Source organism: Acetobacter sp. DsW_54 (assembly GCF_002153575.1).
GTDB lineage: Bacteria > Pseudomonadota > Alphaproteobacteria > Acetobacterales > Acetobacteraceae > Acetobacter > Acetobacter fabarum.
Window position 1 is genome coordinate 185,939 of sequence record NZ_JOPD01000002.1, and the last position, 24,053, is coordinate 209,991.

General features: G+C 59.8%; 23 protein-coding genes. 15 read left to right on the forward strand and 8 right to left on the reverse strand.

The window, feature by feature from the left end:
• Nucleotides 1-165: 165 nt before the first annotated feature.
• Complete coding sequence (gene aroB / locus HK20_RS01405) at nucleotides 166-1,896, reverse strand: 3-dehydroquinate synthase (RefSeq protein ID WP_086645302.1); 1,731 nt, start codon at nucleotides 1,894-1,896, stop codon at nucleotides 166-168.
• Nucleotides 1,897-1,961: 65 nt separating this feature from the next.
• Between aroB and HK20_RS01410 the strand changes: the two genes are divergently transcribed.
• The 3 genes from HK20_RS01410 (at nucleotide 1,962) to HK20_RS01420 (ending at nucleotide 4,190) form a co-directional block, all read left to right on the forward strand.
• On the forward strand, nucleotides 1,962-2,222 hold the full coding sequence (locus HK20_RS01410) for a hypothetical protein (protein ID WP_086645303.1): 261 nt from the start codon (nucleotides 1,962-1,964) through the stop codon (nucleotides 2,220-2,222).
• The gene (locus HK20_RS01415; protein ID WP_255375206.1) at nucleotides 2,219-3,151 is read left to right on the forward strand and encodes a tyrosine recombinase; all 933 of its coding nucleotides are present in this window, start codon (nucleotides 2,219-2,221) and stop codon (nucleotides 3,149-3,151) included. Before HK20_RS01410 ends, HK20_RS01415 begins: the two co-directional genes overlap by 4 nt.
• A gap of 82 nt (nucleotides 3,152-3,233) precedes the next feature.
• A complete protein-coding gene (locus tag HK20_RS01420) occupies nucleotides 3,234-4,190 on the forward strand; it encodes an acetyl-CoA carboxylase carboxyltransferase subunit alpha (RefSeq protein WP_086645304.1) in 957 nt (318 codons plus the stop codon).
• 61 nt (nucleotides 4,191-4,251) lie between these two features.
• Here HK20_RS01420 and HK20_RS01425 read toward each other — a convergent pair whose 3' ends face one another.
• Nucleotides 4,252-5,004 (reverse strand): molybdopterin-binding protein, encoded by a 753-nt coding sequence (locus HK20_RS01425; RefSeq protein ID WP_086645305.1) that lies wholly within the window; start codon nucleotides 5,002-5,004, stop codon nucleotides 4,252-4,254.
• A gap of 155 nt (nucleotides 5,005-5,159) precedes the next feature.
• Between HK20_RS01425 and HK20_RS01430 the strand changes: the two genes are divergently transcribed.
• The 3 genes from HK20_RS01430 to HK20_RS01440 are packed head-to-tail and all read left to right on the forward strand — an operon-like array spanning nucleotide 5,160 to nucleotide 9,653.
• Nucleotides 5,160-6,779 (forward strand): lysine--tRNA ligase, encoded by a 1,620-nt coding sequence (locus HK20_RS01430; RefSeq protein ID WP_086645393.1) that lies wholly within the window; start codon nucleotides 5,160-5,162, stop codon nucleotides 6,777-6,779.
• Nucleotides 6,780-6,796: 17 nt separating this feature from the next.
• Nucleotides 6,797-8,863, forward strand: coding sequence for a lysylphosphatidylglycerol synthase domain-containing protein (locus tag HK20_RS01435; RefSeq protein ID WP_086645306.1), 2,067 nt, complete (start codon nucleotides 6,797-6,799; stop codon nucleotides 8,861-8,863).
• A 49-nt stretch (nucleotides 8,864-8,912) separates the two neighbouring features.
• Nucleotides 8,913-9,653 carry a MarC family protein gene (locus HK20_RS01440; protein WP_086645307.1) on the forward strand — a complete coding sequence of 247 codons (741 nt, stop codon included), beginning with the start codon at nucleotides 8,913-8,915 and terminating at the stop codon, nucleotides 9,651-9,653.
• An 88-nt stretch (nucleotides 9,654-9,741) separates the two neighbouring features.
• On the opposite strand, the gene HK20_RS01445 is transcribed toward HK20_RS01440, so the two are convergent.
• Together HK20_RS01445 and tsaD are read right to left on the reverse strand one after the other, a co-directional pair.
• Entirely contained in the window at nucleotides 9,742-10,563 is an 822-nt protein-coding gene (locus HK20_RS01445; RefSeq protein ID WP_086645308.1) for a 23S rRNA (adenine(2030)-N(6))-methyltransferase RlmJ, read from the reverse strand.
• Entirely contained in the window at nucleotides 10,560-11,666 is a 1,107-nt protein-coding gene (gene tsaD / locus HK20_RS01450) for a tRNA (adenosine(37)-N6)-threonylcarbamoyltransferase complex transferase subunit TsaD (RefSeq protein ID WP_086645309.1), read from the reverse strand. The genes HK20_RS01445 and tsaD overlap by 4 nt, the downstream gene beginning before the upstream one ends.
• Nucleotides 11,667-11,812: 146 nt before the next feature.
• On the opposite strand from tsaD, the gene hemC reads away from it, so the two are divergent.
• Entirely contained in the window at nucleotides 11,813-12,889 is a 1,077-nt protein-coding gene (hemC, locus tag HK20_RS01455) for a hydroxymethylbilane synthase (RefSeq protein ID WP_086645310.1), read from the forward strand.
• 22 nt (nucleotides 12,890-12,911) lie between these two features.
• On the forward strand, nucleotides 12,912-13,655 hold the full coding sequence (locus tag HK20_RS01460; RefSeq protein ID WP_086645311.1) for a uroporphyrinogen-III synthase: 744 nt from the start codon (nucleotides 12,912-12,914) through the stop codon (nucleotides 13,653-13,655).
• A gap of 63 nt (nucleotides 13,656-13,718) precedes the next feature.
• Here HK20_RS01460 and secB read toward each other — a convergent pair whose 3' ends face one another.
• Nucleotides 13,719-14,216, reverse strand: coding sequence for a protein-export chaperone SecB (secB, locus tag HK20_RS01465; RefSeq protein WP_086645312.1), 498 nt, complete (start codon nucleotides 14,214-14,216; stop codon nucleotides 13,719-13,721).
• Nucleotides 14,217-14,353: 137 nt separating this feature from the next.
• Complete coding sequence (locus tag HK20_RS01470) at nucleotides 14,354-14,872, reverse strand: histidine phosphatase family protein (protein ID WP_086645313.1); 519 nt, start codon at nucleotides 14,870-14,872, stop codon at nucleotides 14,354-14,356.
• 182 nt (nucleotides 14,873-15,054) lie between these two features.
• Here HK20_RS01470 and HK20_RS01475 point away from each other — a divergent pair, with 182 nt between their 5' ends.
• The 4 genes from HK20_RS01475 (at nucleotide 15,055) to HK20_RS01490 (ending at nucleotide 18,922) form a co-directional block, all read left to right on the forward strand.
• Entirely contained in the window at nucleotides 15,055-15,735 is a 681-nt protein-coding gene (locus tag HK20_RS01475) for a Tim44/TimA family putative adaptor protein (protein WP_086645314.1), read from the forward strand.
• Nucleotides 15,732-16,586, forward strand: a complete 855-nt coding sequence (locus HK20_RS01480) for a site-specific DNA-methyltransferase (RefSeq protein WP_086645315.1) — start codon at nucleotides 15,732-15,734, stop codon at nucleotides 16,584-16,586. The genes HK20_RS01475 and HK20_RS01480 overlap by 4 nt, the downstream gene beginning before the upstream one ends.
• A 122-nt stretch (nucleotides 16,587-16,708) precedes the next feature.
• A complete protein-coding gene (locus tag HK20_RS01485) occupies nucleotides 16,709-18,127 on the forward strand; it encodes a cytochrome-c peroxidase (RefSeq protein WP_086645316.1) in 1,419 nt (472 codons plus the stop codon).
• 159 nt (nucleotides 18,128-18,286) lie between these two features.
• Nucleotides 18,287-18,922, forward strand: a complete 636-nt coding sequence (locus HK20_RS01490; RefSeq protein WP_086645394.1) for a Smr/MutS family protein — start codon at nucleotides 18,287-18,289, stop codon at nucleotides 18,920-18,922.
• On the opposite strand, the gene HK20_RS01495 is transcribed toward HK20_RS01490, so the two are convergent.
• Nucleotides 18,899-20,044: a hypothetical protein gene (locus HK20_RS01495; protein WP_086645317.1), complete on the reverse strand. Its 1,146-nt coding sequence runs from the start codon at nucleotides 20,042-20,044 to the stop codon at nucleotides 18,899-18,901. The two genes, HK20_RS01490 and HK20_RS01495, sit on opposite strands and share 24 nt — an antisense overlap.
• 101 nt (nucleotides 20,045-20,145) lie before the next feature.
• Nucleotides 20,146-21,060, reverse strand: a complete 915-nt coding sequence (gene hemF, locus HK20_RS01500) for an oxygen-dependent coproporphyrinogen oxidase (RefSeq protein ID WP_086645318.1) — start codon at nucleotides 21,058-21,060, stop codon at nucleotides 20,146-20,148.
• A gap of 168 nt (nucleotides 21,061-21,228) precedes the next feature.
• Here hemF and HK20_RS01505 point away from each other — a divergent pair, with 168 nt between their 5' ends.
• The 3 genes from HK20_RS01505 to HK20_RS01515 are packed head-to-tail and all read left to right on the forward strand — an operon-like array spanning nucleotide 21,229 to nucleotide 24,039.
• Nucleotides 21,229-22,407 (forward strand): cytochrome b, encoded by a 1,179-nt coding sequence (locus HK20_RS01505; RefSeq protein ID WP_086645319.1) that lies wholly within the window; start codon nucleotides 21,229-21,231, stop codon nucleotides 22,405-22,407.
• On the forward strand, nucleotides 22,404-23,165 hold the full coding sequence (locus tag HK20_RS01510; RefSeq protein ID WP_086645395.1) for a cytochrome c1: 762 nt from the start codon (nucleotides 22,404-22,406) through the stop codon (nucleotides 23,163-23,165). The genes HK20_RS01505 and HK20_RS01510 overlap by 4 nt, the downstream gene beginning before the upstream one ends.
• Nucleotides 23,152-24,039 carry an S-methyl-5'-thioadenosine phosphorylase gene (locus HK20_RS01515; RefSeq protein WP_086645320.1) on the forward strand — a complete coding sequence of 296 codons (888 nt, stop codon included), beginning with the start codon at nucleotides 23,152-23,154 and terminating at the stop codon, nucleotides 24,037-24,039. Before HK20_RS01510 ends, HK20_RS01515 begins: the two co-directional genes overlap by 14 nt.
• Nucleotides 24,040-24,053: the final 14 nt, after the last annotated feature.

Here is a 24,053-nt window from a genome sequence, read left to right on the forward strand (position 1 = left end):
TGAACATGAACTGGCTGCATGCTGCGTGGTTGTTGCTTCGTTTACTGTGTCCAATAGCTCTGCCGTTGCAGATTTAAGCCATGCTCTCGCGCCAGAATAAGGCGGAATTGAGGCTGGTGGCAAAAATGCAACGCCCCAAAAATAAAGTGCATGGCTGTCTGTTTCTTACCCCTGCGCGCCATCGCAGACCAGAACTTCCCTGACTGCATCTGCAGGAACGTCCTGTGTTGTAAAGGTACGACCGATTCCATGGGCAAGGACGAACGAGAGACGCCCGTCCTGCATCTTCTTGTCCCGTTGCATGTGGGCCATCAGGTCATCCACGGCAAAGGTCTGGGGCAGGTCCCGGATATGCGCGGGCATGTTCAGGCTTTCCAGGTGCTGTGTCACGCGGAGTTGATCCTGCTCCGGGCAAAGTCCGAGCCTGACTGAAAGCGCAAAGGCCAGATTCAGCCCGATGGATACAGCCTCGCCATGCAGCAGGCGGCCATCGTAACCAAGCTCGGCTTCCAGCGCGTGGCCAAAGGTATGGCCGAGGTTGAGCAGCGCGCGCCCGTTGCTTTTCTGCTCCTCACGCTCATCTGCCGCCACAACGCGGGCCTTGAAGGCGCAGGCCTGTCGCACGGCTTCGGCCAGTGCTTCAGGCTCTTGGTCCAGCACGGCCGCGCCGTGTTTCTCGCACCAGTTAAACAGAGCCGGGTCACCGATCAGGCCGGATTTGACGATTTCGGCATACCCCGCAACCAGCTCGCGCCGGGGGAGGGTACTGAGCGTGGTCACATCCGCCAGCACACACAAAGGCTGATGGAACGCGCCCAGCAGGTTTTTGCCCCAGCGTGTGTTGATGCCTGTTTTACCACCCACAGAAGAATCGACCTGCGAAAGCAGGGTGGTCGGGATTTGCACAAAAGGCAGTCCGCGCAGGGTGGTGGCTGCCACAAACCCGGCCAGATCCCCCACGACTCCTCCACCAAGGGCGATGATTGTTGTGCGCCGCTCCACGCCCTGTTCCAGAATCGCGTCTGTCAGGTGCTGGTAAACGGTCAGGCATTTGCTCTGCTCGCCCGGCGTTACGCGCAGGCTGCGGGTGCGTACGCCCGTTTCGCGCAGCGAATCCTCCAGCTTCTGCAGGTAAAGCGGCGCTACGGTGCTGTCGGTAATGATGATGGCGTTTTTCTGTGGAAGTACCGGGGCCAGCAGCCCGCCTGCCCGGCTGATCAGGTCCGTGCCGATCACCACATCATAGGACGTTCTGGCCAGCGACACGGGCAGCCGCAACGGGCGGCGGGACAGGGCAAGCGCTTCCATAACGCGGGTTGTGGTGTGTTCCACGTTGTTGTCTCCACAATCGACAATAATCTCGGCCTCGGCATAGACCGGGTGGCGGATGGTCATCAGCCGGTCCAGCACATCTCTGGGGGATGCGGTGTTGAGCAGCGGCCTGTGTGTGCGCCCCGCCACACGGCGGAGCAGCACGGGCAGCGGGCAGCGCAGCCAGACCGAAACCGCCTGCCTGCGCACCAGAGCGCGGGTCTGGGAATCCATGAACGCGCCGCCCCCGGTTGCCAGCACCATGGGGGGGCCTTCAAGCAGGCGGCGAATCACCCGGCGCTCACCATCGCGGAATGCGCTTTCACCATAAAGCTGGAACACATCGGCAATGGAGCAGCCAGCAGCGCGCTCGATCTCAACATCGGCGTCAACAAAAGGCAGGCCGAGTCTGGCAGCTAGGTGGCGGCCCACCGTTGTTTTGCCAGCACCCATAAGGCCGACCAGCACAATGCTGCGCCCGGAGGTCATGCCCGTGCTGCTGGGGTTGCGGACAATCCGCTCCAGATCAAGCGGGATAGGCGGCGGGTCTGTGGTTGGGGAGGGGGGAGAGATACGTGATGACATAAAGCCTAGCTTAACATAGAGCAGAAAGAACACACCTATATCTGTTGTAAGGGGAGCCTGCCCGAATGAGCCGTATGGTTCTGATCGTTTTTGCCGTTGTTGTTCTTGGCGCGCTGGGGGGCTTTGCCGCTCTTGGGGTTGCCGGTCGGCCGCCCGTGCCGCAGCCCGTCCACCATGACCTGCCTTTCGCGGCCGATGCGGTGGTAACAACCCCTTCCGTTGCCGTGCCCCCGGCTCCTGCTGTGCCAGTTGTAACGCCTGTTGTGCCAGCAGCCCCTGCTCAGGTCAGCATTTCTCCCACAGCGCAGGCTCCCGCTCACCCGTGAGCAACGCGGAAGGCTGTGTAGAGCTTTTTTTGGAAATGCAGGCGGCCGAGCGTGCGGCCGCCCCCAATACCCTGCTGGCGTATCAGGCTGATCTTGCATCCTGTGCACAGAGTTTGCTGGCCGTGGGGCAGACCCTGCGCACGGCAAGTGCTGACGGCCTGCGGGGCTGGCTGGCGGACCTGTCCGCACAGGCGCAGTCGCGGCGTACCGTGGCGCGCCGCCTGTCATGCATAAAGCAGTTCTATCTGTTTTTACTGCGTGAGGGCCTGCGGGCAGATAACCCGGCCGAGCACCTCGATTCCCCCCGTGCGGAGCAGGCTCTGCCGCGCTTTTTGTCCGAATCGGAAGTGCTGGCCCTGCTTGATGCCTGCGTGGAGCCGGAAGGAGCCTCCCCCGCCAAAAAGCGCCGGGCTTTGGTGGCGCGGGCGGCGCTGGAGTTGCTGTACGCATCGGGGTTGCGAATTTCTGAACTGCTGGTGCTGCCACGGCAGGCTCTGGCGGGGGACCAGCGCATGCTCAGCGTGCGCGGCAAAGGCGGGCGGGAGCGGCTTGTCCCGCTTTCCGATAGTGCGCGGCAGGCGGCCAGTGCGCTTGTGCAGGCCGATGCAGGGTTGAACAGCCCCTATCTTTTTCCCGGGCGGAACCCCGCACGGGCCATGACCCGGCAGGCTTTTGACCGGATCTTGCATGATGTGGGGTTAAAGGCCGGGCTGGAGCCTGCGCGTCTTTCCCCCCACGTGTTACGCCACTCCTTTGCGACCCACCTGCTCGCGCATGGGGCGGACCTGCGTGCGCTGCAAATGCTGCTGGGGCATGCGGATATTGCCACAACCCAGATTTATACCCATGTGCAGACCGAGCGGTTGCGGCAGGTTGTGGCCGAACATCACCCGCTCTCAGCCTCTCAAAACACCACTTTGGACGATTGAGAGCGTAAAAAGCACACCCAGAACACATTTGGATGCACGAAGTGACTTGGCTTTAAGCGCCATTGTGCTATCGGCTTTGCTCATGCGTCAGTTCCTGGATTTCGAAAAGCCCGTCGCCGAACTTGAGAACAAGATCGACGAACTGCGGCAGATGACCGACCCCGAAGGGGTCAATATAGAAGAAGAGACGGCCCGCCTTTCTGATAAGGCGGAAAAGCACCTGCGCACGATCTACGCCAAGCTCACACCTTGGCAGAAAGTGCAGGTGGCCCGTCATGCCCAGCGTCCGCACACGCAGGACTATATTGGTCGGCTCGTAACGGATTTTACGCCGTTGGCAGGCGACCGGCTGTTTGGGGATGACAAAGCCATTATTGGTGGCATTGGCCGTTTTGATGGCATGCCCGTAATGGTGATCGGGACCGAGCGTGGCTCGGACCTGGAAACCCGGCTCCAGCACAACTTTGGCATGGCCCGGCCCGAAGGCTACCGCAAGGCCCAGCGGCTGATGAAGATGGCTGGCCAGTTCAAGCTGCCGATTCTCACCTTTATTGATACCGCAGGTGCATGGCCGGGTATTGATGCGGAACAGCGTGGGCAGGCCGAAGCCATTGCCCGTTCCATTGCCACCTGTTTTGACGCTCCTGTTCCCCTGATCGCCACGGTTATTGGCGAAGGTGGGTCAGGTGGTGCGGTGGCGCTGGGGGCTGGGGATCGGGTTCTTATGCTCGAACACGCCATTTACTCTGTTATCTCGCCCGAGGCCTGCGCCTCCATCCTGTGGCGTGACCCCAAGCAGGCCAGCACGGCGGCGGAAACGCTGCGTCTGACTGCTCAGGACCTCAAGCGCCTTGGCCTGATCGACCAGATCATTCCCGAACCCGTGGGGGGCGCCCAGCGTGACCCGGCCGCAGCCATGGATGCCGTCCGTGGTGTGCTGGGTGCGATGCTGAAAGACCTGCTGCCGCTGGCGCCGGAAAAGCTGAAGGAACTGCGCCGCGAAAAGTTTCTGGCTATGGGGCGTGAAGCCCTGCACTGAACCGCACCACACCTGACCGCACCACTCCGGCGCGGTCAGCAGGATGCGGGCACCAAGCGGATCAGACAGGCGGTTCACCTTCCACGGGTGAGCCGCCTTTTTCTTTGAGCAGGTCGTGGATGGCCTGTGCCGCATCGTTCACGCGCTGCATATCCTGACCTTTGGCTACAAGAGCCACACCGTGGCCACCTTCACGGTGGAACGGGTAGGAGCCGATATCCAGATCGGTAAATCGTTCCTGTATCGCTTCCAGCCCATCGGCCAGCGCGCCTTCACCCAGCAGTGTGGTGTGCCATGTGCGTGAAAAAACTGGCGCACCTTTCTGCAAGGTCGGGGCCAGCTCTTCAAACATGGCGCGCATGATGCGGGGGACGCCAGCCAGCACATGCACATTGCCAATACTAAAGCCCGGCGCAATGGAGACGGGGTTGGCAATGGGGGTTGCCCCTTTGGGCAGTTTGGCCATGCGCTGGCGGGCTGTATTGAAGTTTTCCGGCCCAAAGCGTTCTTGCAGCACGGCAAAGGTGGGGGCATGAATTTCCCACGGCACCCCAAAGGCTTCGGCTACGCAGGGGGATGTAATGTCATCATGCGTCGGGCCAATGCCGCCGGTTGTAAATACCTCGTCAAAGCGGGCGCGTAATTCCGTGACCGTGTTGATGATGGTGGCCCTGATGTCGGGGATCACGCGGATTTCGACCAGGGGAATCCCCAGTTCTCCCAGCCGGAGCGCCAGAAACTGGATGTTGTCGTCCCGTGTGCGGCCAGAAAGGATTTCGTTACCAATAAGAATGAGTGCAGAAGTGCGGCGCATGACTCGGGTTTGACCTTTTGTTCTGGGCTTCTTGACTGCCCGCAAGGATGGAGCGGAGTGTTTGCGGGGTCAATGGGCGTAAAAATTACACCACGAAGGGTGTCCTGCGCGTTTTTGCATTGACCGGGTGCCACGCAATTCATAGCTTCCCGCGCATGTCAGATAGCCAAACAGCATCCGCTTCCGATCTTCCGCGCGCGTGGCCTTTTGAAGAGGCGCGCAAACTGGCCGATCATGTTGCAACACGTAGCAGCACAGGCGCCGATGAGCGCCCGGCTCTGCTGGAAACCGGGTATGGCCCTTCCGGCCTGCCTCATATCGGTACCTTTGGTGAGGTCGCGCGCACGTCCTGGGTGCGGCAGGCCTATACGGCGCTTACGGGCCGCCCGTCGCGCCTGCTGGCTTTTTCGGACGACATGGACGCCCTGCGCAAGGTGCCCGATAACGTGCCCCAGCGTGAGATGTTGCAGAAGTACATAGGGCAGCCCCTCTCCCGCGTGCCGGACCCGTTTGGCACGCACGAGTCGTTTGCAGCGCACAATAACGCCCGACTCTGCGCGTTTCTGGACAGTTTCGGGTTCGAATACGAATTTGCCTCCTCCACCCAGTATTACACCTCCGGCCGGTTTGATGCGGCCCTGCTGCGGGTGCTGGAAGTGCACGACCAGATTCTGGCTGTAATCCTGCCCACACTGGGGCCGGACCGCCGGGCAACCTATTCGCCCGTTCTGCCGCTGCACCCCCGTACGGGGGAGGTCATGCAGGTTAAAATGGACGCGATTGATGCCGCAGCAGGCACCGTGCGCTGGACCGACCCCGCAACAGGCGAGGTGTTTGAAACGCCGGTTACAGGTGGCCACGCCAAAATGCAGTGGAAGGCCGACTGGGCCATGCGCTGGTATGCGCTGGGCGTTGATTACGAAATGTCGGGCAAGGATTTGATCGACAGCGTGCGCCTGTCTGGCCGCATCTGCAAAATTCTGGGCGGCACACCGCCTGCGGGCCTGACCTACGAACTGTTTCTGGATGAACAGGGGCAAAAAATCTCCAAATCCAAGGGCAATGGCCTGTCGGTGGAAGAGTGGCTGCGTTATGCCCCGCCGGAAAGCCTTGGCCAGTTCATGTTCAACCAGCCGCAGCGGGCCAAACGGCTGTATTTTGATGTGATCCCCAAAACGGCGGATGACTACCTGACCCACGCGGACAAGGCGCGCGCCCTTCAGGCAGAAAACCCGGCCGGGAATGGCCTGCGGGCAAACCCTGCATGGTTCATTCACAAAGGCAGCGTGCCGGAAGATGCCGGAAGCCCGGTACCGTTTGGCATGCTGCTCAACCTGGCCAGTGTTGCCAATGCGGATACGCCCGAAGTGCTGTGGGGCTTTATCCGCCGTTACGACAGTGCCGTGTCACCACAGACGCATCCCATGCTGGCCGAACTGGTCAAGCATGCCATTGCTTATTACGCGGACTTTGTCCGCCCTGCCAAAACCTTCCGTGCTCCAACGGATAAGGAACGCGCGGCACTTGTGGATCTGGCCGAAACCCTGCGGGGTTTTGAAGGGGAGGCGGCAGACGCATCCATCTTGCAGAATCTGGTGTTTGAAATTGGCAAGCGCCACGGGTTTGAACCGCTTAGAAGCTGGTTTGGCTGCCTGTATGAGGTGCTTCTGGGGCAAAAGGAAGGGCCACGCTTTGGCGGCTTTGTTGCACTGTACGGTGTGCCAGAAACCATTGCCCTTATAGACGCCGCCCTCTTGCGAGATACGCAGGTTTAAGCAGGGTCTGGCAGTAGATGACACAGATGCCCCAGCTCCCCGACCAGCAACCTGACCTCCACGGAGGGGAAAAGGGATGGAAAAAGCGGCTGAGGCATCTCCCCCATCTGGTCGGGCTGGTGCTGATGGTGGCGGCCATTCTTGTGGTGCAGCATGAGGTGCGGCACCTGAAAATGACCGACATCCGGCAGGCCATGGAGGCTATTCCCGCCTTCCAGCTATGGGCTGCTGTTGGCTGCACATTACTGTCCTACTTTATTCTGTCTTTTTACGACCGGCTGGCCGCTATTCAGGTCGGGTATGGGCAATTGCCTTTCCGCCGTGCGGCGTTTGCGGCTTTCTGCTCCTATGTGCTGTCGCATAACCTTGGTTTTTCGGCAGTTTCGGGGGCAGCGGTCCGGTACCGGCTGTACCGTAACTGGGGCGTTAACGCCTTTGCCATTACCCAGATTATTGCCTTTTGCTCTGCCACCTACCTGCTGGGGGCTGCGGTCCTTATTGGGGCGGTGCTTATTCTGGAGCCTTCGGTACTGCCCGGTATTGGCAACCGTGTGCCGCAGGTGGTGCTGGCCTTTGTGGGCGGGCTGCTGTGGCTGATGGTAGCCGGGTATATCGGGCTGTCCTTCTGGCTGCGCGAATTCCGGTTCCGTAAATGGGTTGTTGCGTTGCCATCCCCCCGCATGGCTTTCATGCAGACTGTGGTGGCTACGGCAGAAGTTGCAGCAACCGCCAGCATTGCCTTTGTGCTGCTGCCCAAAGGGTGCGGGGTAGATTTTGGCTCTTTTCTGGCCATTTATATTGCATCTTACACGGCAGGGCTGGTGGCGAGTGTGCCCGGCGGGCTGGGGGTGTTTGATGGGGCCATGCTGCTGGCGCTCGGCCCATATATGCCTGCCCCCCAGATTTTGGGTGTGGTGCTGATTTTTCGCCTTTTTTACTACATTATCCCTCTCTTTCTGGCGGGCATCATGTTTGCCGGGCATGAGCTGTTTCTGCGGGGGGATGCCGCTCTTGCCAAAAAGAAAAACCGCAAACGTGGCAAGGATGCACAGGTTGTCCGGCGCAGGCCCAGTCAGGTTGTGCGTGAGAGCGAAGCGGCTTTTTCTGTTGCCGTGGCAACGGGCGCTGTCTCGCTGTGTGGCGTGCTGCTGCTCTGCCTTGTGCTGATGGAGCCTGTTCCCAAGTTTTCCATGCTGCCGGACACGTTTGCGGGCCTTGTGCATGTGGGGGGTAACTATCTGCTCTCCCTTATGGGGGTTGCGCTGATTGGCATGGCCATTGGTCTTTCCCAGCGGGTAACGTTGGCATGGCGGGGGGCGCTGGGCCTGTTGCTGGTGGCAACGGTCATGACCTTCCTGCGCGGGAACACAATTTTTGTGCCCGTTATGCTGGGGTTGTCCGCACTGTTCATTGCGCCGTTCCGGAACTGCTATTACCGCCGCGCCGAATTGCTGAGCGAACCGTTATCGCGCTCCAACCTTTTGTGCCTGTTACTGTTTTTTGCCTGCATTATTGCTCTGGCCACGCGCAATGCCGGGGCGGGGAGCTGGTGGCAGCTTATTCTTGCCTCCCCCGCGCATGGGGCCGTACGCTGGACCGTGGCACTGGCCGTGCTGCTGGCTCTGGTCGTGCTGGCACGGCTGATGTGGCCTGCCCGTATTCCTATCCAGTCATGGACGCAGGATATGGCCGAGCATTACGGAACGCTCGAACACGCCCTGCCTGACATTGCAGACATGAAGCCCGAAGGCTTTGTAGAAGGGGAGGCAGGGGATGCGGTTATTCCCTTTATCCACCGCGGGAACCTACTCGTCGGGCTGGGGGACCCTGCCGGCGGGGAGGATGACAGCATTTCGGCCATATGGCGGTTGCGGGATCTGGCCTTGCAGCAGGGCCAGCGGCTTGCCTTCTGGCAGGTGGGGGGCAGCTTTATCCGGATTTACAACGACATCGGGCTGAATGTGTGGCCGCTTGAAGATGGCAGCAATACCAATCTGTGTTACCCGCCGGAGGATATTGCTCTGGTCTCGCGTTTTGTAAAAACCTATAAAGCCAACCGGGACGTAACCGACGTCCCTCTTTGAGCGGCCTGTTGGCCGGTGTGGTGTTTGTGTTGGAGTTCCGGGCAGGGTTATGGCGGCGCATCTTCCCGAGGTTCTGCTAAGCGGCAGTATGGTCAGGACAGGGATTTCCTCTTTTCTGCTGGCTTTTCCCGCCCTGTTTTCCATTGTTAATCCATTTGGCGCGGCGCTTATTTTTGCTCAGGCGTCCGATGGTCGCTCCCAGCGCGAGATTATGGCTCTTGCGCGGCTGGTTTCTTTTTATTCCTTTATGCTGATCATTGTTTCCCTGTGGTTTGGCAGCCTTGTTCTGGCGTTTTTTGGCGTAACCGTTAACGCCCTGCGTGTGGCCGGCGGTCTGGTTGTGGCCGTGCGGGCATGGGCCCTGCTGCAAAGCCCGGAGAGTGTGGAAGCGCAGAAGGAAAAACAGGCCCTGCAGGGTGGGCGCACCGTTATGTCGCCCAACTGGGCAGATACGGCGTTTTTCCCGCTCGCTATGCCCTTTACCGTTGGGCCGGGCACAATTGCCGTGGCTATTGCCCTGGGCTCGGGTTGTCCATCAGGTCATTCCTTCTGGGCATATTCGGCGGGTACGACTGTTGCTGCTATCTGCGTGGTGCTGATCGTGTGGGCTGCGTATTCCAGCTCGGAAAAACTGGTATCCATGCTGGGTGTAACCGGCACACGCATTGTCAGCCGGATGGCGGCACTCGTTCTGCTGTGCATTGGCGTGCAGATTCTGGCCGCAGGCGTGCAGGGCTTTGCAACAGATATGTGGCACAGCCTGCTCAAGGATGTCAGCCGCCCCACTTAAGCGGGGCGGCCTCCCTTACGCACAAGATCCACGCCCCTTTTTTCGACTGAGGCATGAGGCCTTTTTACGCAAAAAAGGGGGGGCTGGTTTATTCAGGCACCAGTTCATTTACTGTGGCGTCAAACGCACCAAGTGCCGTTTTCAGCCGCTCAAGCTGTTGCTGTGCCTGTGCGGCAAAACCGTAAGGTGGCTTGATCACCAATAGCCCCGCCCCATTGAGGGCATCGGGGTTGTGGGGTGGGCGCATCAGCAGTTCAGCTACCAGCACGTTGCGGTGCCCCGCCTGCTCCACGCTGGTATGGAACTGGCGCACAGGTGTTCTGTGTTTGATGGGATACCACACCGCAATCATGCCTGCGGCAAAGCGGGTGCGAATGGTCTGGAGTGCTTCGGCCAGACGGTCAAACTCCCCCGGTTCCTCAAATGGTGGGTCGATCAGCACAAGGCCGCGTTTTGCTGTTTTGGGGGGGAGGAGTGCACGCAGGCTCTCATACGCATCGCGCTCATGCACGCTTATGTTGGGCTGGCCTGCAAACAGGCGGTACAGTGCCCGTTTGTCCACCGGATGTTTTTCGCAGCAGATCAACTGGTCCTGTGGGCGTAGCATGAGCGATGCCAGCAGGGGGGATCCGGGGTAAAAGCGTGGCCCGCCAGCCCTGCGTACCAGCTCCAGCCACGGGGCAAGCGGGCTGTCTGGCGCTTCTGCCCATAGTCTGCCGATACCACTTTGGTATTCGCCGGTTTTTTCGGCCTCGGGGCTTTCAAGGTCATACCGGCCAATACCGGCATGGGTGTCCAGCACCAGAAAAGGTGCTTCCTTGCGCAGAAAATGCTGGAGCAGGCTGACCAGCAACGTGTGCTTCATGCAGTCGGCAAAATTGCCTGCGTGGTAGATGTGGCGATAGTTCATGCGGAGGCCTGATCGGGTTCAAAACGCTGGGCCATGTCTTCCAGTGGCCAGCGCGGGCGTGGGCGCAGGGTTGTGTTGTTGGGTGCGGGCAGGCCGCGTTCAGCGCTTTCACGCCATGTTTCAAGGGCTGCCCAGCCGACCATAACGGCATTATCCGTGCAGAGCCGGAGCGGAGGTGCGGCAAAGCGCAGGCCGCGCTTGTGGGCTACGTCCTCCAGTCTGGCGCGCAGGGTGGTGTTGGCGGCAACGCCACCAGCGGCAACCAGAAGGCGGGCCTGTGGCATCATGTCCAGCGCATGGTTGATGCGGTCGGCCACAACATCGGCCACCGCCTGCTGGAAGGATGCCGCAAGGTCGGCGGCAAACTGGTGGGGCAGGGGAGCCTGCCCGTAAGGGGCCAGTTTTTGCGCAATTGCGGTTTTAAGCCCGGAGAATGAGAAGTCACACCCCGGCCGGTGCAGGAGCGGGCGGGGCAGGGCTATGGCATCCGGGTTGCCCATCTGGGCCAGTTTTTCCAGTGCCGGGCCACCAGGCCAGCCAAGGCCGAGCATTTTTGCGACCTTGTCAAATGCTTCGCCTGCGGCATCGTCTATGGTGCCGCCGAGTTTGCGGTACTGGCCAACGCCTTCCACCGCAATGCACTGGCAATGCCCGCCAGAAACCAGCAGCAACAGGTAGGGGAAAGGCGCACCATCGGGCACAATACCGGGCAGGCGGGCGGTCAAGGCATGGGCTTCTACATGGTTGACCGCAACAAAAGGAATATTCAGCGCCAGAGCCAGCCCTTTGGCAAAACTTGTGCCAACGATCAGCCCGCCAATCAGTCCCGGCCCGGTGCTGGCGGCAATAAAGGCAAGGTCCGTGGTGGCCAGCCCTGCATCTGCCAATGTTGCTTCGACCAGAGCAGGCAGGAGGGCCAGATGCGCGCGGGCAGCTATTTCTGGCACCACCCCCCCAAAATCCGCATGCCCATCCTGCGAGACAACGCGCTGGGCAAGGCAGGTGCCATCGGGGGCCAGAATGGCGCAGGCGGTTTCATCACAGGAGGATTCAATGGCCAGAACAGGCCCGGCGGGCTGATGGGTGGCGGAAAGGTCACTCATGGACGCACCATAAAAAAAGCGGTATTCTTGCACGAATGCAACGGATGGGGAGGGGCGGAATGTTTTTCCGGTCGCGCAAGTTTTTCAGACCAGCCGGGCTTCATCGTATCTTGTCCTTTCTCCATTCCCGGTAATAGACACATCTTATGGATTCAGCCTACCCTTCCTCACCTGTCCTTTCTCCCGCCTTGCAGGAGATTGCCGCAGAAGCGGCTGCACGCCAGAAAAAGGCGGGCAGTCATTCGGGACGTCACTCCCTGCCTTTGCGCGTGGGCACGCGTGGGTCGCCTCTGGCGTTGGTCCAGACACGCGCCTTCCTGACCACGCTGACACGCTTTTGCCCCGTCTTGCGGGACATGAACGCTTTTCAGGAACACCAGATCAACACAACGGGTGATCAGGTGCAAAACCGCAGGCTTGCGGAAATTGGCGGTAAAGGCCTGTTTGCAAAGGAAATTCATGAGGCTCTGGCAGACCGGCGGATTGATTTTGCCGTGCATAGCCTCAAGGATCTGGAAACAACGCTCCCCCCCGGTCTGGTGCTGGCCTGTACGCTCAAGCGCGAAGATGCACGGGACGCGCTGATCCTTGGCCCCCGGCTGGAACAGTCCGATCCGGATGATCCGTACTCGGCCTTGCCCGAAGGCGCTCTGGTCGGGTGTGCTTCTGTCCGCCGTCAGGCGCAGATGCTGCATGTACGCCCGGACCTTAAGTTTGGCCTGCTACGCGGCAACGTGCAGACCCGACTCGACAAGCTTGCCGCCCGGCAGTGCGATGCCACCTTGCTTGCGCTGGCTGGCCTGCGCCGCCTTGGCATGGCCGAGCGCGCCAGCATTGTGCTTTCCCCCACCGTTATGGTCCCAGCCGCCGGGCAGGGCATTGTTGGCGTGACGGTGCGTGAGGACGATGTTGAACTGCGCGAACTGCTTTCCGCCATTGAGGATTACGAAGCCCGCGCCGTTGCCACGGCCGAGCGCGCCCTGCTGGCAGAGCTGGACGGGTCATGCCGTACGCCGATTGGGGGCTATGCCCAGCTTATTCCCGTTGTGGCAGGGGATACGCCCAAACTGCACCTGACCGGCCTTGTGGCACGGGAGGACGGGTCCTTCCTGCTCAAGCGCAGCATAAGTGGTGCGCCCGAAGATGCCGCACGGCTGGGGCGTGAACTGGGATGCAGCCTGCGCAGGGATAGCCCGGCCGATATTTTTGAGGAAAACGCGTAAAAACACACACAGGCCGCCTTCCATGCCTCCGCCGTTTTCGCATTCGCCGTCGTCGCGTGGTGTTCTCATCACCCGGCCAGAGCCGGGGTTGGGGGAGACGGCCTTGGCAGTGGCCCGCGCGGGGTGGGTGCCTGTTCCTGCTCCGGCCTTGCATGTGTGGGCCTGTCCTGTGCGGCATTTGCCACGCCAGCCTGCTGCATTACTGCTGACCAGTGGGCAGGCAGTTGCCGCTGCGGCGGAAAGTGTCAGCCCCACCATTCCTGTTTTTGCTGTGGGCGACCGCACTGCGCAAAAAGCGCGGGCGGCCGGGTTTGTTACCGTGTGCAGTGCCAAGGGTAATGCGCAGGCGCTCGTACGTCTGCTGGTTGGTACGTGCTCCCCGGAGCAGGGAACACTTCTGCTTTTTTCCGGTGCGGGGCAGGGGGTGGAACTGGCGCAAAGCCTGCGCAGCCACGGTTTTAGTGTTGTACGGCGGGTTGCGTACCGAGCCAGTGCGGTGGTGGATTTTCCCGCCTCTGCCGGTCAGGCATTGCAGGCCGGGCAGGTTGCAGCGGTTCTGTTTTTTTCGGCCCGGAGTGCCCGGAGCTGGCTGGCCAGTGTGCCCCGTAGCCATCTATACGCACAGGTGTTGGCCCTGCGCGCCGTTGTGATTTCGCACGAGGTGGCGCAGGCGGTGCAGCTTGCGGGCTGGCAGGGGCCGGTTACGGTGGCCGCTACGCCCGATGCCCCGGCCATGCTTGCGGCTCTGGGTTGCCTGAACACATAAAAAACCCGGCTACCATAATGGCAGCCGGGTTTTGCAAGGCGCTGTTACACCCAAAGCAGAGGCTTATGCGTGGCCTGCTGCTTCAGGGAATTCTGCGCGGCGGGCCTGCCACAGGGCCACAAAGTCGATCGGCTGCAGCACAATGGGGGGGAACCCACCATCACGCGTGACATCGCTGATGATGTTGCGCGCGTAGGGGAAGATCAGGCGCGGGACTTCAACCAGCAGAATGGGTTCAACCAGTTCAGGCGGCGGGTTGGTCAGGGTGACAACGGCTGCATAAACCAGTTCGGTCAGGAACACCGTGCGCCCGGCGGGGCCGTTTTCCGTTTCCGGGGCTTCCTTGGCTTCGGCCTTGATGCTCAGGATGACTTCGTAAACCATCTGATCACTCTGCAGGCGGTTGGTCTGCACATCGATGTTTACGCTGATCTGGGGCTGAGCGCGCAGGGTTGCAAAGATTTCTGCCCCAACGGGCACTTCAAAGGAAAGATCGCGCGTGTACTGGAGGTTAATGGCCAGTGGCAGGGCGGGCGGAACGGACTGGGCAGTATCGGACATTGATGACAGCTTCCTGCTCTCAAACGTATTGGGTTCCCTTAAGGCGGTAGCATGACCTGCGGGGTTAGCCAACACTCCAATCCGGGTCTTTGCTGGGCGTATGCACCATGCCGGAGGGAGGCTATGGGCGTTTGTTTTTATGGGGAAAGATGCAGCCAGTCCCCGTTTTCCAGGCTTTGGTTGCTCAGTTCAAGCAGGAACCACCAGTGGGAAACAACCAATGTGTGCTCATGCGGGGCGTCCTTGCGCATCTGCTCACGGAACTGCTGCGCCCGCAGGCTGAGTGCACGGTCGGATTCTGGTAAGGGAGACCACCATTTTTCGGGCAGGTGGGCAAAATCAAGCTGCGGCCAGTCCTGCATGAGTGCGGAGGCGGGGGAGCCCACATCGCACGAATACATACCCCGCTCGCGCACAAGGGGCGTTATCTGTGGTGTTAGGCCCAGCGCGTGGGCAATGGGGGTGGCGGTTTGCAGGGTACGGGTAAAGGGCGAAACCAGAATGCGCGTAATGTTTTTGTGCCGGAGTTCATCCACCAGAGCATGGGCGTGGTCCTGCCCATGGGCGGAAAGGGCAGGGTCGGGCACACAGGGGTCTCGCCCGCTCAGGTTATACAGGCGGTTGAACTCACTTTCGCAATGACGCAGGATGATCATGGTAGCCTGAGTGGTTTTTAAAACAGGAATGGTCTTTTACAAGGGCGGATGGACTGGTATTCATTGTAACCGCACTCTGTCATGACTATGTGATAATGAGAGCCCGAGGGAAAGTGCTCTTCCCGTAATAATATATAAACCTGCAAACGCTGTGTGCAGGCAGATTGGTGGACGTTTAACAGATGGATTTTTCTCTCGACCACTTTCCGGTCGATCTGGTTCTTCTGGCTTTGGTAGCCGCTTTTCTGGCTCTGCGCTTGCGGAGTGTTCTGGGTAAGCGTGTTGGCATCCAGCCCCCCACCATGCCTGTTCCCCCCCGTGCGGAGGCAGCGCCCCGTGTGGTGGAAAACAAGGTGGAGCCAGCTGGCCCCGCTGTTGAATACGATGTGCCATCCCCCGGCACGCGGGTTGGGCAATTGCTGGTTGAGATTAACCAGCAGGATACAGCATTTACCCCCCAGCAGTTCCTGATGAGCGTGCAGACCGTGTTTTCACAGGTTGTGGAAGCCTACGCCCAGGGTAACCGGGATGTGCTGCAAACCTATCTGACACCCGCGGTCTATAACTCCTTCGATGCTGCCATTACCGCGCGTGAAGCCGCCGGGCAGAAGCAGCGGACAGACATTCAGGCCGTGCGCTCGCTCGCCATTGAGGACGTGCGGCTGACAAAGCTGGACGTAGGGCTTGGGGTTGCCATTGATGTGCGCATTGTTTCCGACCAGATCAGTCTGGTGGAAGATCAGGCTGGCCAGCCAGTTACCGGCACGGATGCCGTGACCGAGTTTTCCGATATGTGGACGCTCGAACGCCTGCTGGGCGTTGGTGGCAGTGGCTGGCGTCTTGCGGCGGCGCGTAGTGCGTGAGTGCGGACAAGCCGGCCACGGGTTCCACCACCCCGCCCGCACGGGCAAAACGCTATAAGGTTGGTCGTCAGGACATTGTTCTAGGCGACTGCCTGCGCGCATTACGGCGCATGCAGGCCGAAACCGTGGATGTGATTGTTACATCCCCCCCCTACAATATTGGCCTGTCCTACCGGAGCTACCCCGACCGGCGGGAAGAAAACGATTATCTGGACTGGATGGTGGAGGTTGCCACACAGTTACAGCGGGTGCTTAAGCCGGACGGGTCGTTTTTTCTGAATATCTCAGGCTCATCTGCACAGCCGTGGCTGCCGTTCGAGCTGGCCGTGCGCCTGCGCGACCTGTTTGTGCTGCAAAACCATATTTCATGGGTCAAATCCATCTCCGTGGGGGAGGATAGTTTTGGCCATTTTAAACCCATGAACAGCCAGCGCTACCTGCACCGTGGGCATGAACATCTTTTTCACTTCACGCTCGAAGGGGATGTGCCGCTGGACCGGCTGAGCGCGGGTGTGCCTTATAAGGACAAAACCAACATTGCCCGCCGTGGACACCAGCAAGATCGCCGCTGCCGGGGGGATGCGTGGTTTATCCCTTACGAGACCGTGCGCGGGCGGGCGGAAAAATTTGATCATCCCGGCACTTTCCCCATAGCCCTGCCCGAGCAGTGCATTCTGCTCCATGGCAAATCCAAAGGCCGGGTGCTTGACCCATTTATGGGCACAGGCACCACTCTGCTGGCCGCCCAGCGCCTTGGGTGCAGTGGTGTGGGGATGGAAATAGATGCGGAGTACGTGGCCATAGCCCGGGCACGTCTTATGCACGATCTGGTGAACAGCCCGCTCGCCTGATCGGATTTATCTATTATTACGATAAAAATAATCGTTTTGACATTTTGATGTGCATCAAACACAACGGGCTCAAGAATGAATAAAACGTATAAGAGAAAGAAATAGAACCGGGGGATCGGGGTTTGAAACGTATATTAGTCTCTCTGGCAGGGGTCGGCTTGCTGGCATACGGTGGTACAGTTGCGTTTTTGCAGCATTATGACCATGTAACGGCAACAGAGCTTGTGCCGTCTTCACCAACACATAAAGACCCCGTTGCTTTGGCTGCGTTTAATGCGCTGAATGAAGCACGTTGCGATTACTGCCATGCAACAGGTCGGGACCTGCCTTTTTACTTCCGTCTGCCAGTGGCGAACACGATTATGGAACGGGATCGCGATCAGGGGTTGCGCCATTTCCGTATGGAACCTGTTCTGCATGCGTTTGAACATGGTACGCCGCCGTCGGAAGAAGAGCTGTCGCGCATTGAGGAAGTCATTGTGCAGAACCGCATGCCCCCGGCACAGTACCTGCTGCTGCACTGGCATGCGCACCTGTCCAATGCCGAGCGGCAGGACATTCTGGCATGGGTGCAGCAGACCCGGCGTAAATACTACGCCAATACGGGTGCAACCCAAGCACTGGCTGCCGAACCCGTACGCCCCGTACCGGAAAGCGTGGAGGTGGACCCGGTAAAGGTTGCGCTGGGCAAAAAGCTGTTTTTTGACAAAAAACTGTCAGGCGACAACACGCTCAACTGCGCAAGCTGCCACGGGCTGGACAAGGGTGGGGTGGATAATCTGGTAACCGCAACCGGTATTGGCGGCCAGAAAGGCCCGATTAACGTGCCAACCGTGTATGATGCGTATTTCAAGATCGCCCAGTTCTGGAACGCCCGTGCACCAGACCTTGCTGCACAGGCCGCAGGCCCGGTTATGAACCCGCTGGAAATGGGATCGCATGACTGGTCGGAAGTTGCCCAGAAGCTGGCAGCAGACCCCGATTACGCCGGTATGTTCAAGGCCGCTTTTGGCCCGGATGTGCAGGTTGATCAGCAGACCATTACGCAGGCTATTGCCGAGTTTGAAAAAACCCTGATCACGCCAGACAGCCCGTTTGATGAATACCTCAAGGGCAAGGAAGACGCGATCAGCCCGCAGGCCAAACGTGGTTATGAGCGGTTCAAGGCCATTGGCTGCTCGGGTTGCCATAGCGGTATTGGTGTTGGTGGCGGTGGTTACGAAGTCATGGGGCTGGAGTCCGATTACTTCAAGGATCGCGGCGGCAAGCTGACAGATGCGGATGAAGGTATCTACGCCATCAGCCATAACAAGCTGGACCAGAACCGCTTTGTGGTGCCCACCCTGCGCAACATTACGCTGACCGCGCCTTACTTCCACGATGGTAGCGTAAAAACACTGGATGAAGCCGTGCGCAAAATGGCCCGTTACCAGACGCCGGACAGCAACCCGTCTGACCAGGATGTGGCGGATATTGTGGCGTTCCTGCAAACCCTGACGGGCAAGTATGAAGGCCATGAACTGACCAACACCAAACAGTAAAACAGAAAGACACGGGCGGGCATCTTTGAGGATGCCCGCTTTCTGTGCTTGAACAACGGCTCGTCCGCAGGTGATAAAGCCTGTGGGGCGAGCCGTTTGTGTTTGTGGCAGGGTATGCCGGGCCAGATCGGTTGGAATAAAGCGCGATAGGTGGACAGGGTGGTAAAAAGGCGGCGTCAGTTACAGGAGGCGGAAAAGCAGCTCTGGGCGCTGGTGGTGCGTGATGTGGCCCCCCTGACCAGCGCCAGCCTTGTCCCCCCCATGGCGGATACGGCATTCGGCCGGGATGCGCCCCCTGTGCCGGAGGGTGCTGCGGCTATTCCGCAAACGCATTATAAAAAAAACCCGCCCAAGGTCAGGCCCGCCGGGAGCCTGTTGTGGGAGGTGCGCCCCACAGTCCACCATGCTCCAGCGGTAGCCCCCATAACGGTACGGCCAGCGCCGCCCATTGCGGAAAAAATTGGCCAGCGCCAGCCCGGTGTGGATGACTATAGCTGGCGGCGTTTCCACCAGGGGAGCATGCGGGTGGAAAAACGCCTCGACCTGCACGGTATGGTCGCGCAGGAAGCGTTTGTGCGGCTCAGAGAGTTCATGGACGTAGCTGCCCACCGTGGCCTGCGCTGTGTGGAAATTATTACAGGGCTGGGTACAGGGCAGGAAGGCGGCATTTTACGGCGCGAACTACCCCACTGGCTGGAGCGGCCGGAAATGCGGGCCAGCATACTGGGGCTGGCTTACCCCCATGAGGGGAATAAAGGCTCTGTCCGGATTTTACTGCGCAGGCGCAGGCGGTAAGGGCTGCGCAGGGGGGACTGGTGTGCTCCGCCAGCGTGGCAGGTTAAGTGCCAGCCAGCGGCGGAGTGCCATGCCCACGTTTACATCGGGAGTAGCCATGCCGTAGGAGGCAATGCATTTTGCGCCCGAAAGTACGGTTTGGCCGTTAGCCAGCGCAATCTGTTGCAGGTTCAGTTTGGCTGCGCATGTTTCCGCCGCATGCCGCCAGCGCGCCACTTTGGCGGGGGACGTTAACAGGGGCAGAACAAGGGCTGCCTTAAGGCTGGCGGCAGACGCAATGGCTTGCCATGCCTGTGGCAGAAAAGCCGGTGTGGATGTCCTGCGTTCTTGCAGCAATATGGTCGGGAAGGTGGGGGGTAACACCATATCCGCCGGTGTTGGCACGGGTGGCGCTACGGTGTTGAGAAAGAGCGGGACAAATCCTTTGGTGGCCAGTGTGTCCAGCCGCTCTTTCAGGGCGGCATCCATGGGGAGTTGAATGGCATCGACCAGTCCGCCGGTCAGGGCGGCCATGGCGGCATCCGGTGTGGCATAGCCACTGACTGGCAGAGGCCGCAGGGCCAGCAGGTCAAAGGCCAGAAGGGTCGGCAGTTCCGGCCCTGTGGGGGTGGAAACCGCAATGCGGGTGGTTTTGCTGCTTAGAATAACGCCGAGCGAGCGGTGCAGGCTGACATGCCCCACAACCACGCTGGGTTGGCATATTGTTAACACAGGTAGCCAGCGCTGATACGCGTAATGCACGCGGCTATCCCCGGTCATGGCGGCCATAAGTGCTGTGCCGGGTACAAGTAACGTGCTGGATGCGGTGCTCAATTGCTCCTGCGCATCAAACAGGTTTGCGCCTGTTACGCCGTCCCACCCGGTGGTGAAGGTGAGGTCAAAAGGCGGCTGCCCCAGCTCTTCCGCCATATCCGGAGCAAGCCGGGTGGCCCATGCGCCACAGGGTGTTTCTGCACTGCCTGCCACAATCAGCTTTGTGGTCTGGTCAGACGTGGCGGTGGGGGCCGGGCCTACCAGTATGTCATCTGCCGCATGGGCCGTGGCCGCTGCGGCCATACTCCCCAGTGCCCCGCCCAGAAACAGGCGGCGGGACAGGGCAAGACCATGGTGTTGGTGCATCATTGAAGAAGCAGGGATGAGATTAGACAAACACCAATAGCCTTCATTGTGGGTATCGCGGTTCCATACTATGCGAAATTAAAGGCAGAAACACGGCCATTTTATTACGGCCATTTAACCTCTGGTGGCATGCTCATCAGAATGGCTTCCGTGTTGCCTCCGGTTTTAAGCCCGAACAGCGTGCCCCGGTCATGCAGCAGGTTGAATTCCACGTAACGGCCACGGCGCACAAGCTGGGCATCGCGCTGTTCGGGGGTCCAGGGTTCCATCATCCGGCGACGGATAATGCGCGGGTAGGCATCCAGAAAAGCAAGGCCGACATCTTTGGTAAAGGCAAAGTCCTCTTCCGCATTGCCGCTGTCCAGCCGGTCATAAAAAATACCGCCAAGGCCGCGTGGTTCGTTGCGGTGGGGAAGGTAGAAGTATTTGTCACACCATGCCTTGAAGCGTGGGTAATACTCCGGGTCGTGCGCATTGCATGCCTTGGCAAACGCATCATGGAAGGTGGCGGCATCGTCCTGCGCTTCGGCGCTGGCGGGGAACATGGGGGTAATATCGCCCCCACCCCCAAACCAGCCCTGCGTTGTAATGATCATGCGGGTGTTAAAGTGAGCAGCAGGGACCAGCGGGTTGCACATATGGGCAACAAGGCTGATGCCGGTTGCAAAAAAATGCGGGTTTTCGGTCGCGCCGGGAATGGTGGTCGCAAAGTCGGGGGGGAATGTTCCCTCCACGGTGGAGACATTGACCCCCACTTTTTCAAAAACCCGGCCACGCATCAGGCTCATCACGCCGCCGCCGCCGGGGGTTCCGTCTTCATTCAGGCGGTTCCAGCTTTTGCGTTCAAAGCGGGAGGGCTGTTCGTGGCCGGGAAGTACCGGGCTGTTCTGTGCGGCGGCGTCTGCCTCAATGGTTTCAAAGGCTGTGCATATCTGGTTACGCAGAGTTTCAAACCATGCGCGTGCCGCGTCCTTGAGCTTGTCATGCGAGGGAACGGAGGCAGGCTTTGTCGGCGTCATGTGTAAAGCTCTTTCCATACTGGTCTGCTGCCCGGCAAGCAGAGAATCGGCTTAGGGCATTTTTTCAAGGGGTGCGCCTTAGGGCCGGTCATTGCAAGATCATCCGGTTCATCGTTAAACGGGAACCTGAGCCCGCCCGAATGTGGTGGGGCGTGGGGGAGAAGTGCAATGGCTGGCAAACCAGTCTGCCATAACGGACAGGGCGCGGAGCCTGCAACGCAGGATCAGTTGAGCGCGTGGGCCAAGGCGTATGGCCGCCTGCCGCTCCCTGCGGACCTGAACTGGCTGTGGACCATAGGGGCAGTCCTGTGCGCCATACTGGCCCTTATGCTGCTTACTGGGCTTACCCTTACGCTGGTTTATACACCCGATGCGGGGCTGGCCTTTGGCTCGGTTGAAAGCATTGAGCGCCGCATGCCAGCAGGTTGGCTGCTACGCGGCATGCACATGACCGGTGCTTCTTTTTTTATGCTGGCCCTGTATGTGCACCTGTTGCGGGGGCTGTACTACCGCTCCTACCTGCCGCCACGCCGTGCTGTGTGGCTGAGCGGGTGCGCTCTGCTGGTCATGGTTATGGTTACGGCCTTTGCAGGGTACGTGCTGCCCTGGGGGCAGATGTCCTACTGGGGGGCGGATGTCGCGGGTAAGGCGGTGGGAGCACTCCCCCTTGCCGGTGGGTGGCTGGAAGGTGTTTTTCTGGGGGGGGATTCCCCCGGTACACCCACGCTGCACCGCATGTTTGCCCTGCATTTTGGGCTGGCATTCCTGATTGTAGGGGTGGTGTTGGGGCATATTGCCCATGTGCATGCGCGGGGGAGTTCCAGCCCATCTGCCCGCCCAACTGCGGCAACGGGAGTTTTGCCTTTTCACCCCTATTTTACGGTGCGGGATATGCTGGCCATTGTGCTGGTTGCGCTTGCCTTTGTCGGGGTGCTGTGTTTCTGGCCGGAACTTATAGTCGAACCCGCCAATTACCGCCCGGCCAATCCGCTGCACACCCCGGCCGATATTGAGCCGGAATGGTATTTTCTGCCCTTTTACGGAATGATGCAGGCTGTGCCGTTCAAGCTGGGGGGGCTGCTGCTTTCTGGCGGAGCGGTGGCTGTTCTGTTTGCCGTCCCCTGGCTGGACCGTGCAACGGATGCCGCCCACAGCGCACCCGTGGTCGTGCGGATGGGGGCTATGGGTCTGCTTGTCTGTTCTGCCGTGGCAGTGGCCTGCGCAGGCCTGCACCACATGCAGGGAGTGTGGATGCTGGTGGCCCGGCTGGGTATGGTGGGGTACTACGCGTATTTTCTGCTCTATCTGCCCTTTGTCGGCCGTGTGTGGCGGAGGGGCAGGGCATGATGGTCCGGCGGTGTGTGGCTATTGGGGCTGGTCTGCTTTGGGCGTGTAGTGCATTGGCGCAACCTGCGCGCGGGCCTGCTCCAGCCGCGCGGCAGCACTGGTCTTTTACAGGTGCGCTGGGGCATTTTGACCTAGCCGCGGTCCAGCGTGGTTACGCGGTTTTTGCGGGCTCCTGTGCTTCCTGCCATAGCCTGTCGCAGCTTCATTTTTCCGATTTTGAAGGAATGGGCCTGCAAACTGCGGAGGTCGTTGCGCTGGCTGCAAGCTGGCAGGTGCCCGATGGACTGGATGCGGAAGGGCGGCTCAGGCACCGCGCTGCCCGCCCGGATGATGCCCTGCCATCCCCTTATGCGGGGCCAGAGGCGGCTATGGTGGCTAATCAGGGTGTGGTGCCGCCTGATCTTTCCCGCATTCTTCAGGTTTATCCCGGCGGGCCGGACAGGTTGTATGGCCTGCTGGTCGGGTACGGTCCGCAGCCTGTGCGCCAGATCGGGCGTGGTTTTTCCAACCCCTATGCCATTGGCCACTTTACGGCCATGCCCCCCCCGTTGCATGGCAACGAGGTCAAATACGCAGATGGCACAGTGCCCGATGTGCAGGCCGAAGCACGGGACGTAACAACCTTCCTTGCCTGGGTTTCTGCCCCCCATCTGGACCAGCGGCGCAGGTTGGGTGTGGGAGCGGGGCTGTATCTGTGCTTTCTTGCCGTGCTGTTTGCGATTTTAAACCGGAGAATCTGGTCTGATGTCAGAAAATGAAGTTGTAGAACCCGTTATCGGTCTGGTTGGCGGGTCTGGCCTGTATGATATTGATGGTCTGGAAGACAAGAAATGGCGCACGGTGGAAACCCCGTGGGGCATGCCTTCCGACCAGCTTTTATTCGGGCGGCTGGATGGCGTAAAATGCGTGTTTCTGCCCCGCCATGGCCGTGGCCACCCTATTCCGCCCTCCCGCCTGAACTACAAGGCCAATATTGCAGCGCTTAAAATATCTGGCGTGACCGATATTGTCTCTCTCTCCGCTGTCGGCTCGCTCAAGGAAGAACTGCCGCCGGGCCGGTTTGTGATTATCGACCAGTTTATTGACCGCACGATTGCGCGCGACAAAAGCTTTTTTGATACGGGCTGTGTTGCCCACATTTCCATGGCAGATCCGCTGTGCAACCGCGTGGGCGATGTGCTCAAGGCCGAGGCCGACAGGCTGGGTATTGAGGCCACGCGCAAGGGTACGTATCTGGTTATGGAAGGCCCGCAGTTTTCCACCCGTGCGGAGAGTGAACTTTATCGCACATGGGGCTGCTCGGTTATTGGCATGACCAACATGCCAGAAGCCAGCCTGGCCCGTGAGGCGGAAATCTGCTATGCCACCGTTGCCATGGTGACCGATTATGACTGCTGGCACACCGAGCATGATAACGTGACGGTGGAAAGCGTTGTTAAAACCATGCAGGCCAATTCCGCCAAGGCCAAGGCGCTGGTCAAGGCGGTTATTCCCGCACTGGGTGGTAAAAAGCGTGGTCTGTGCAGTGCTGGTTGTGACCGTGCATTGGAATATGCGCTGATTACAGCTCCCGATGCGCGTGACCCCGAACTGATGGGCAAGCTCAAAAGCATTGCGGGCCGCGTGATCTAAAATACAAAGCACGT

Excerpts from the sequence above, each read along its gene's own strand:
- aroB (WP_086645302.1), bottom strand. The coding sequence starts at position 1,896 with ATGTCATCACGTATCTCTCCCCCCTCCCCAACCACAGACCCGCCGCCT.
- HK20_RS01410 (WP_086645303.1), top strand. The coding sequence starts at position 1,962 with ATGAGCCGTATGGTTCTGATCGTTTTTGCCGTTGTTGTTCTTGGCGCG.
- HK20_RS01420 (WP_086645304.1), top strand. The coding sequence starts at position 3,234 with ATGCGTCAGTTCCTGGATTTCGAAAAGCCCGTCGCCGAACTTGAGAAC.
- HK20_RS01425 (WP_086645305.1), bottom strand. The coding sequence starts at position 5,004 with ATGCGCCGCACTTCTGCACTCATTCTTATTGGTAACGAAATCCTTTCT.
- HK20_RS01430 (WP_086645393.1), top strand. The coding sequence starts at position 5,160 with ATGTCAGATAGCCAAACAGCATCCGCTTCCGATCTTCCGCGCGCGTGG.
- HK20_RS01435 (WP_086645306.1), top strand. The coding sequence starts at position 6,797 with ATGACACAGATGCCCCAGCTCCCCGACCAGCAACCTGACCTCCACGGA.
- HK20_RS01440 (WP_086645307.1), top strand. The coding sequence starts at position 8,913 with ATGGCGGCGCATCTTCCCGAGGTTCTGCTAAGCGGCAGTATGGTCAGG.
- HK20_RS01445 (WP_086645308.1), bottom strand. The coding sequence starts at position 10,563 with ATGAACTATCGCCACATCTACCACGCAGGCAATTTTGCCGACTGCATG.
- tsaD (WP_086645309.1), bottom strand. The coding sequence starts at position 11,666 with ATGAGTGACCTTTCCGCCACCCATCAGCCCGCCGGGCCTGTTCTGGCC.
- hemC (WP_086645310.1), top strand. The coding sequence starts at position 11,813 with ATGGATTCAGCCTACCCTTCCTCACCTGTCCTTTCTCCCGCCTTGCAG.
- HK20_RS01460 (WP_086645311.1), top strand. The coding sequence starts at position 12,912 with ATGCCTCCGCCGTTTTCGCATTCGCCGTCGTCGCGTGGTGTTCTCATC.
- secB (WP_086645312.1), bottom strand. The coding sequence starts at position 14,216 with ATGTCCGATACTGCCCAGTCCGTTCCGCCCGCCCTGCCACTGGCCATT.
- HK20_RS01470 (WP_086645313.1), bottom strand. The coding sequence starts at position 14,872 with ATGATCATCCTGCGTCATTGCGAAAGTGAGTTCAACCGCCTGTATAAC.
- HK20_RS01475 (WP_086645314.1), top strand. The coding sequence starts at position 15,055 with ATGGATTTTTCTCTCGACCACTTTCCGGTCGATCTGGTTCTTCTGGCT.
- HK20_RS01495 (WP_086645317.1), bottom strand. The coding sequence starts at position 20,044 with ATGATGCACCAACACCATGGTCTTGCCCTGTCCCGCCGCCTGTTTCTG.
- hemF (WP_086645318.1), bottom strand. The coding sequence starts at position 21,060 with ATGACGCCGACAAAGCCTGCCTCCGTTCCCTCGCATGACAAGCTCAAG.
- HK20_RS01505 (WP_086645319.1), top strand. The coding sequence starts at position 21,229 with ATGGCTGGCAAACCAGTCTGCCATAACGGACAGGGCGCGGAGCCTGCA.
- HK20_RS01510 (WP_086645395.1), top strand. The coding sequence starts at position 22,404 with ATGATGGTCCGGCGGTGTGTGGCTATTGGGGCTGGTCTGCTTTGGGCG.
- HK20_RS01515 (WP_086645320.1), top strand. The coding sequence starts at position 23,152 with ATGTCAGAAAATGAAGTTGTAGAACCCGTTATCGGTCTGGTTGGCGGG.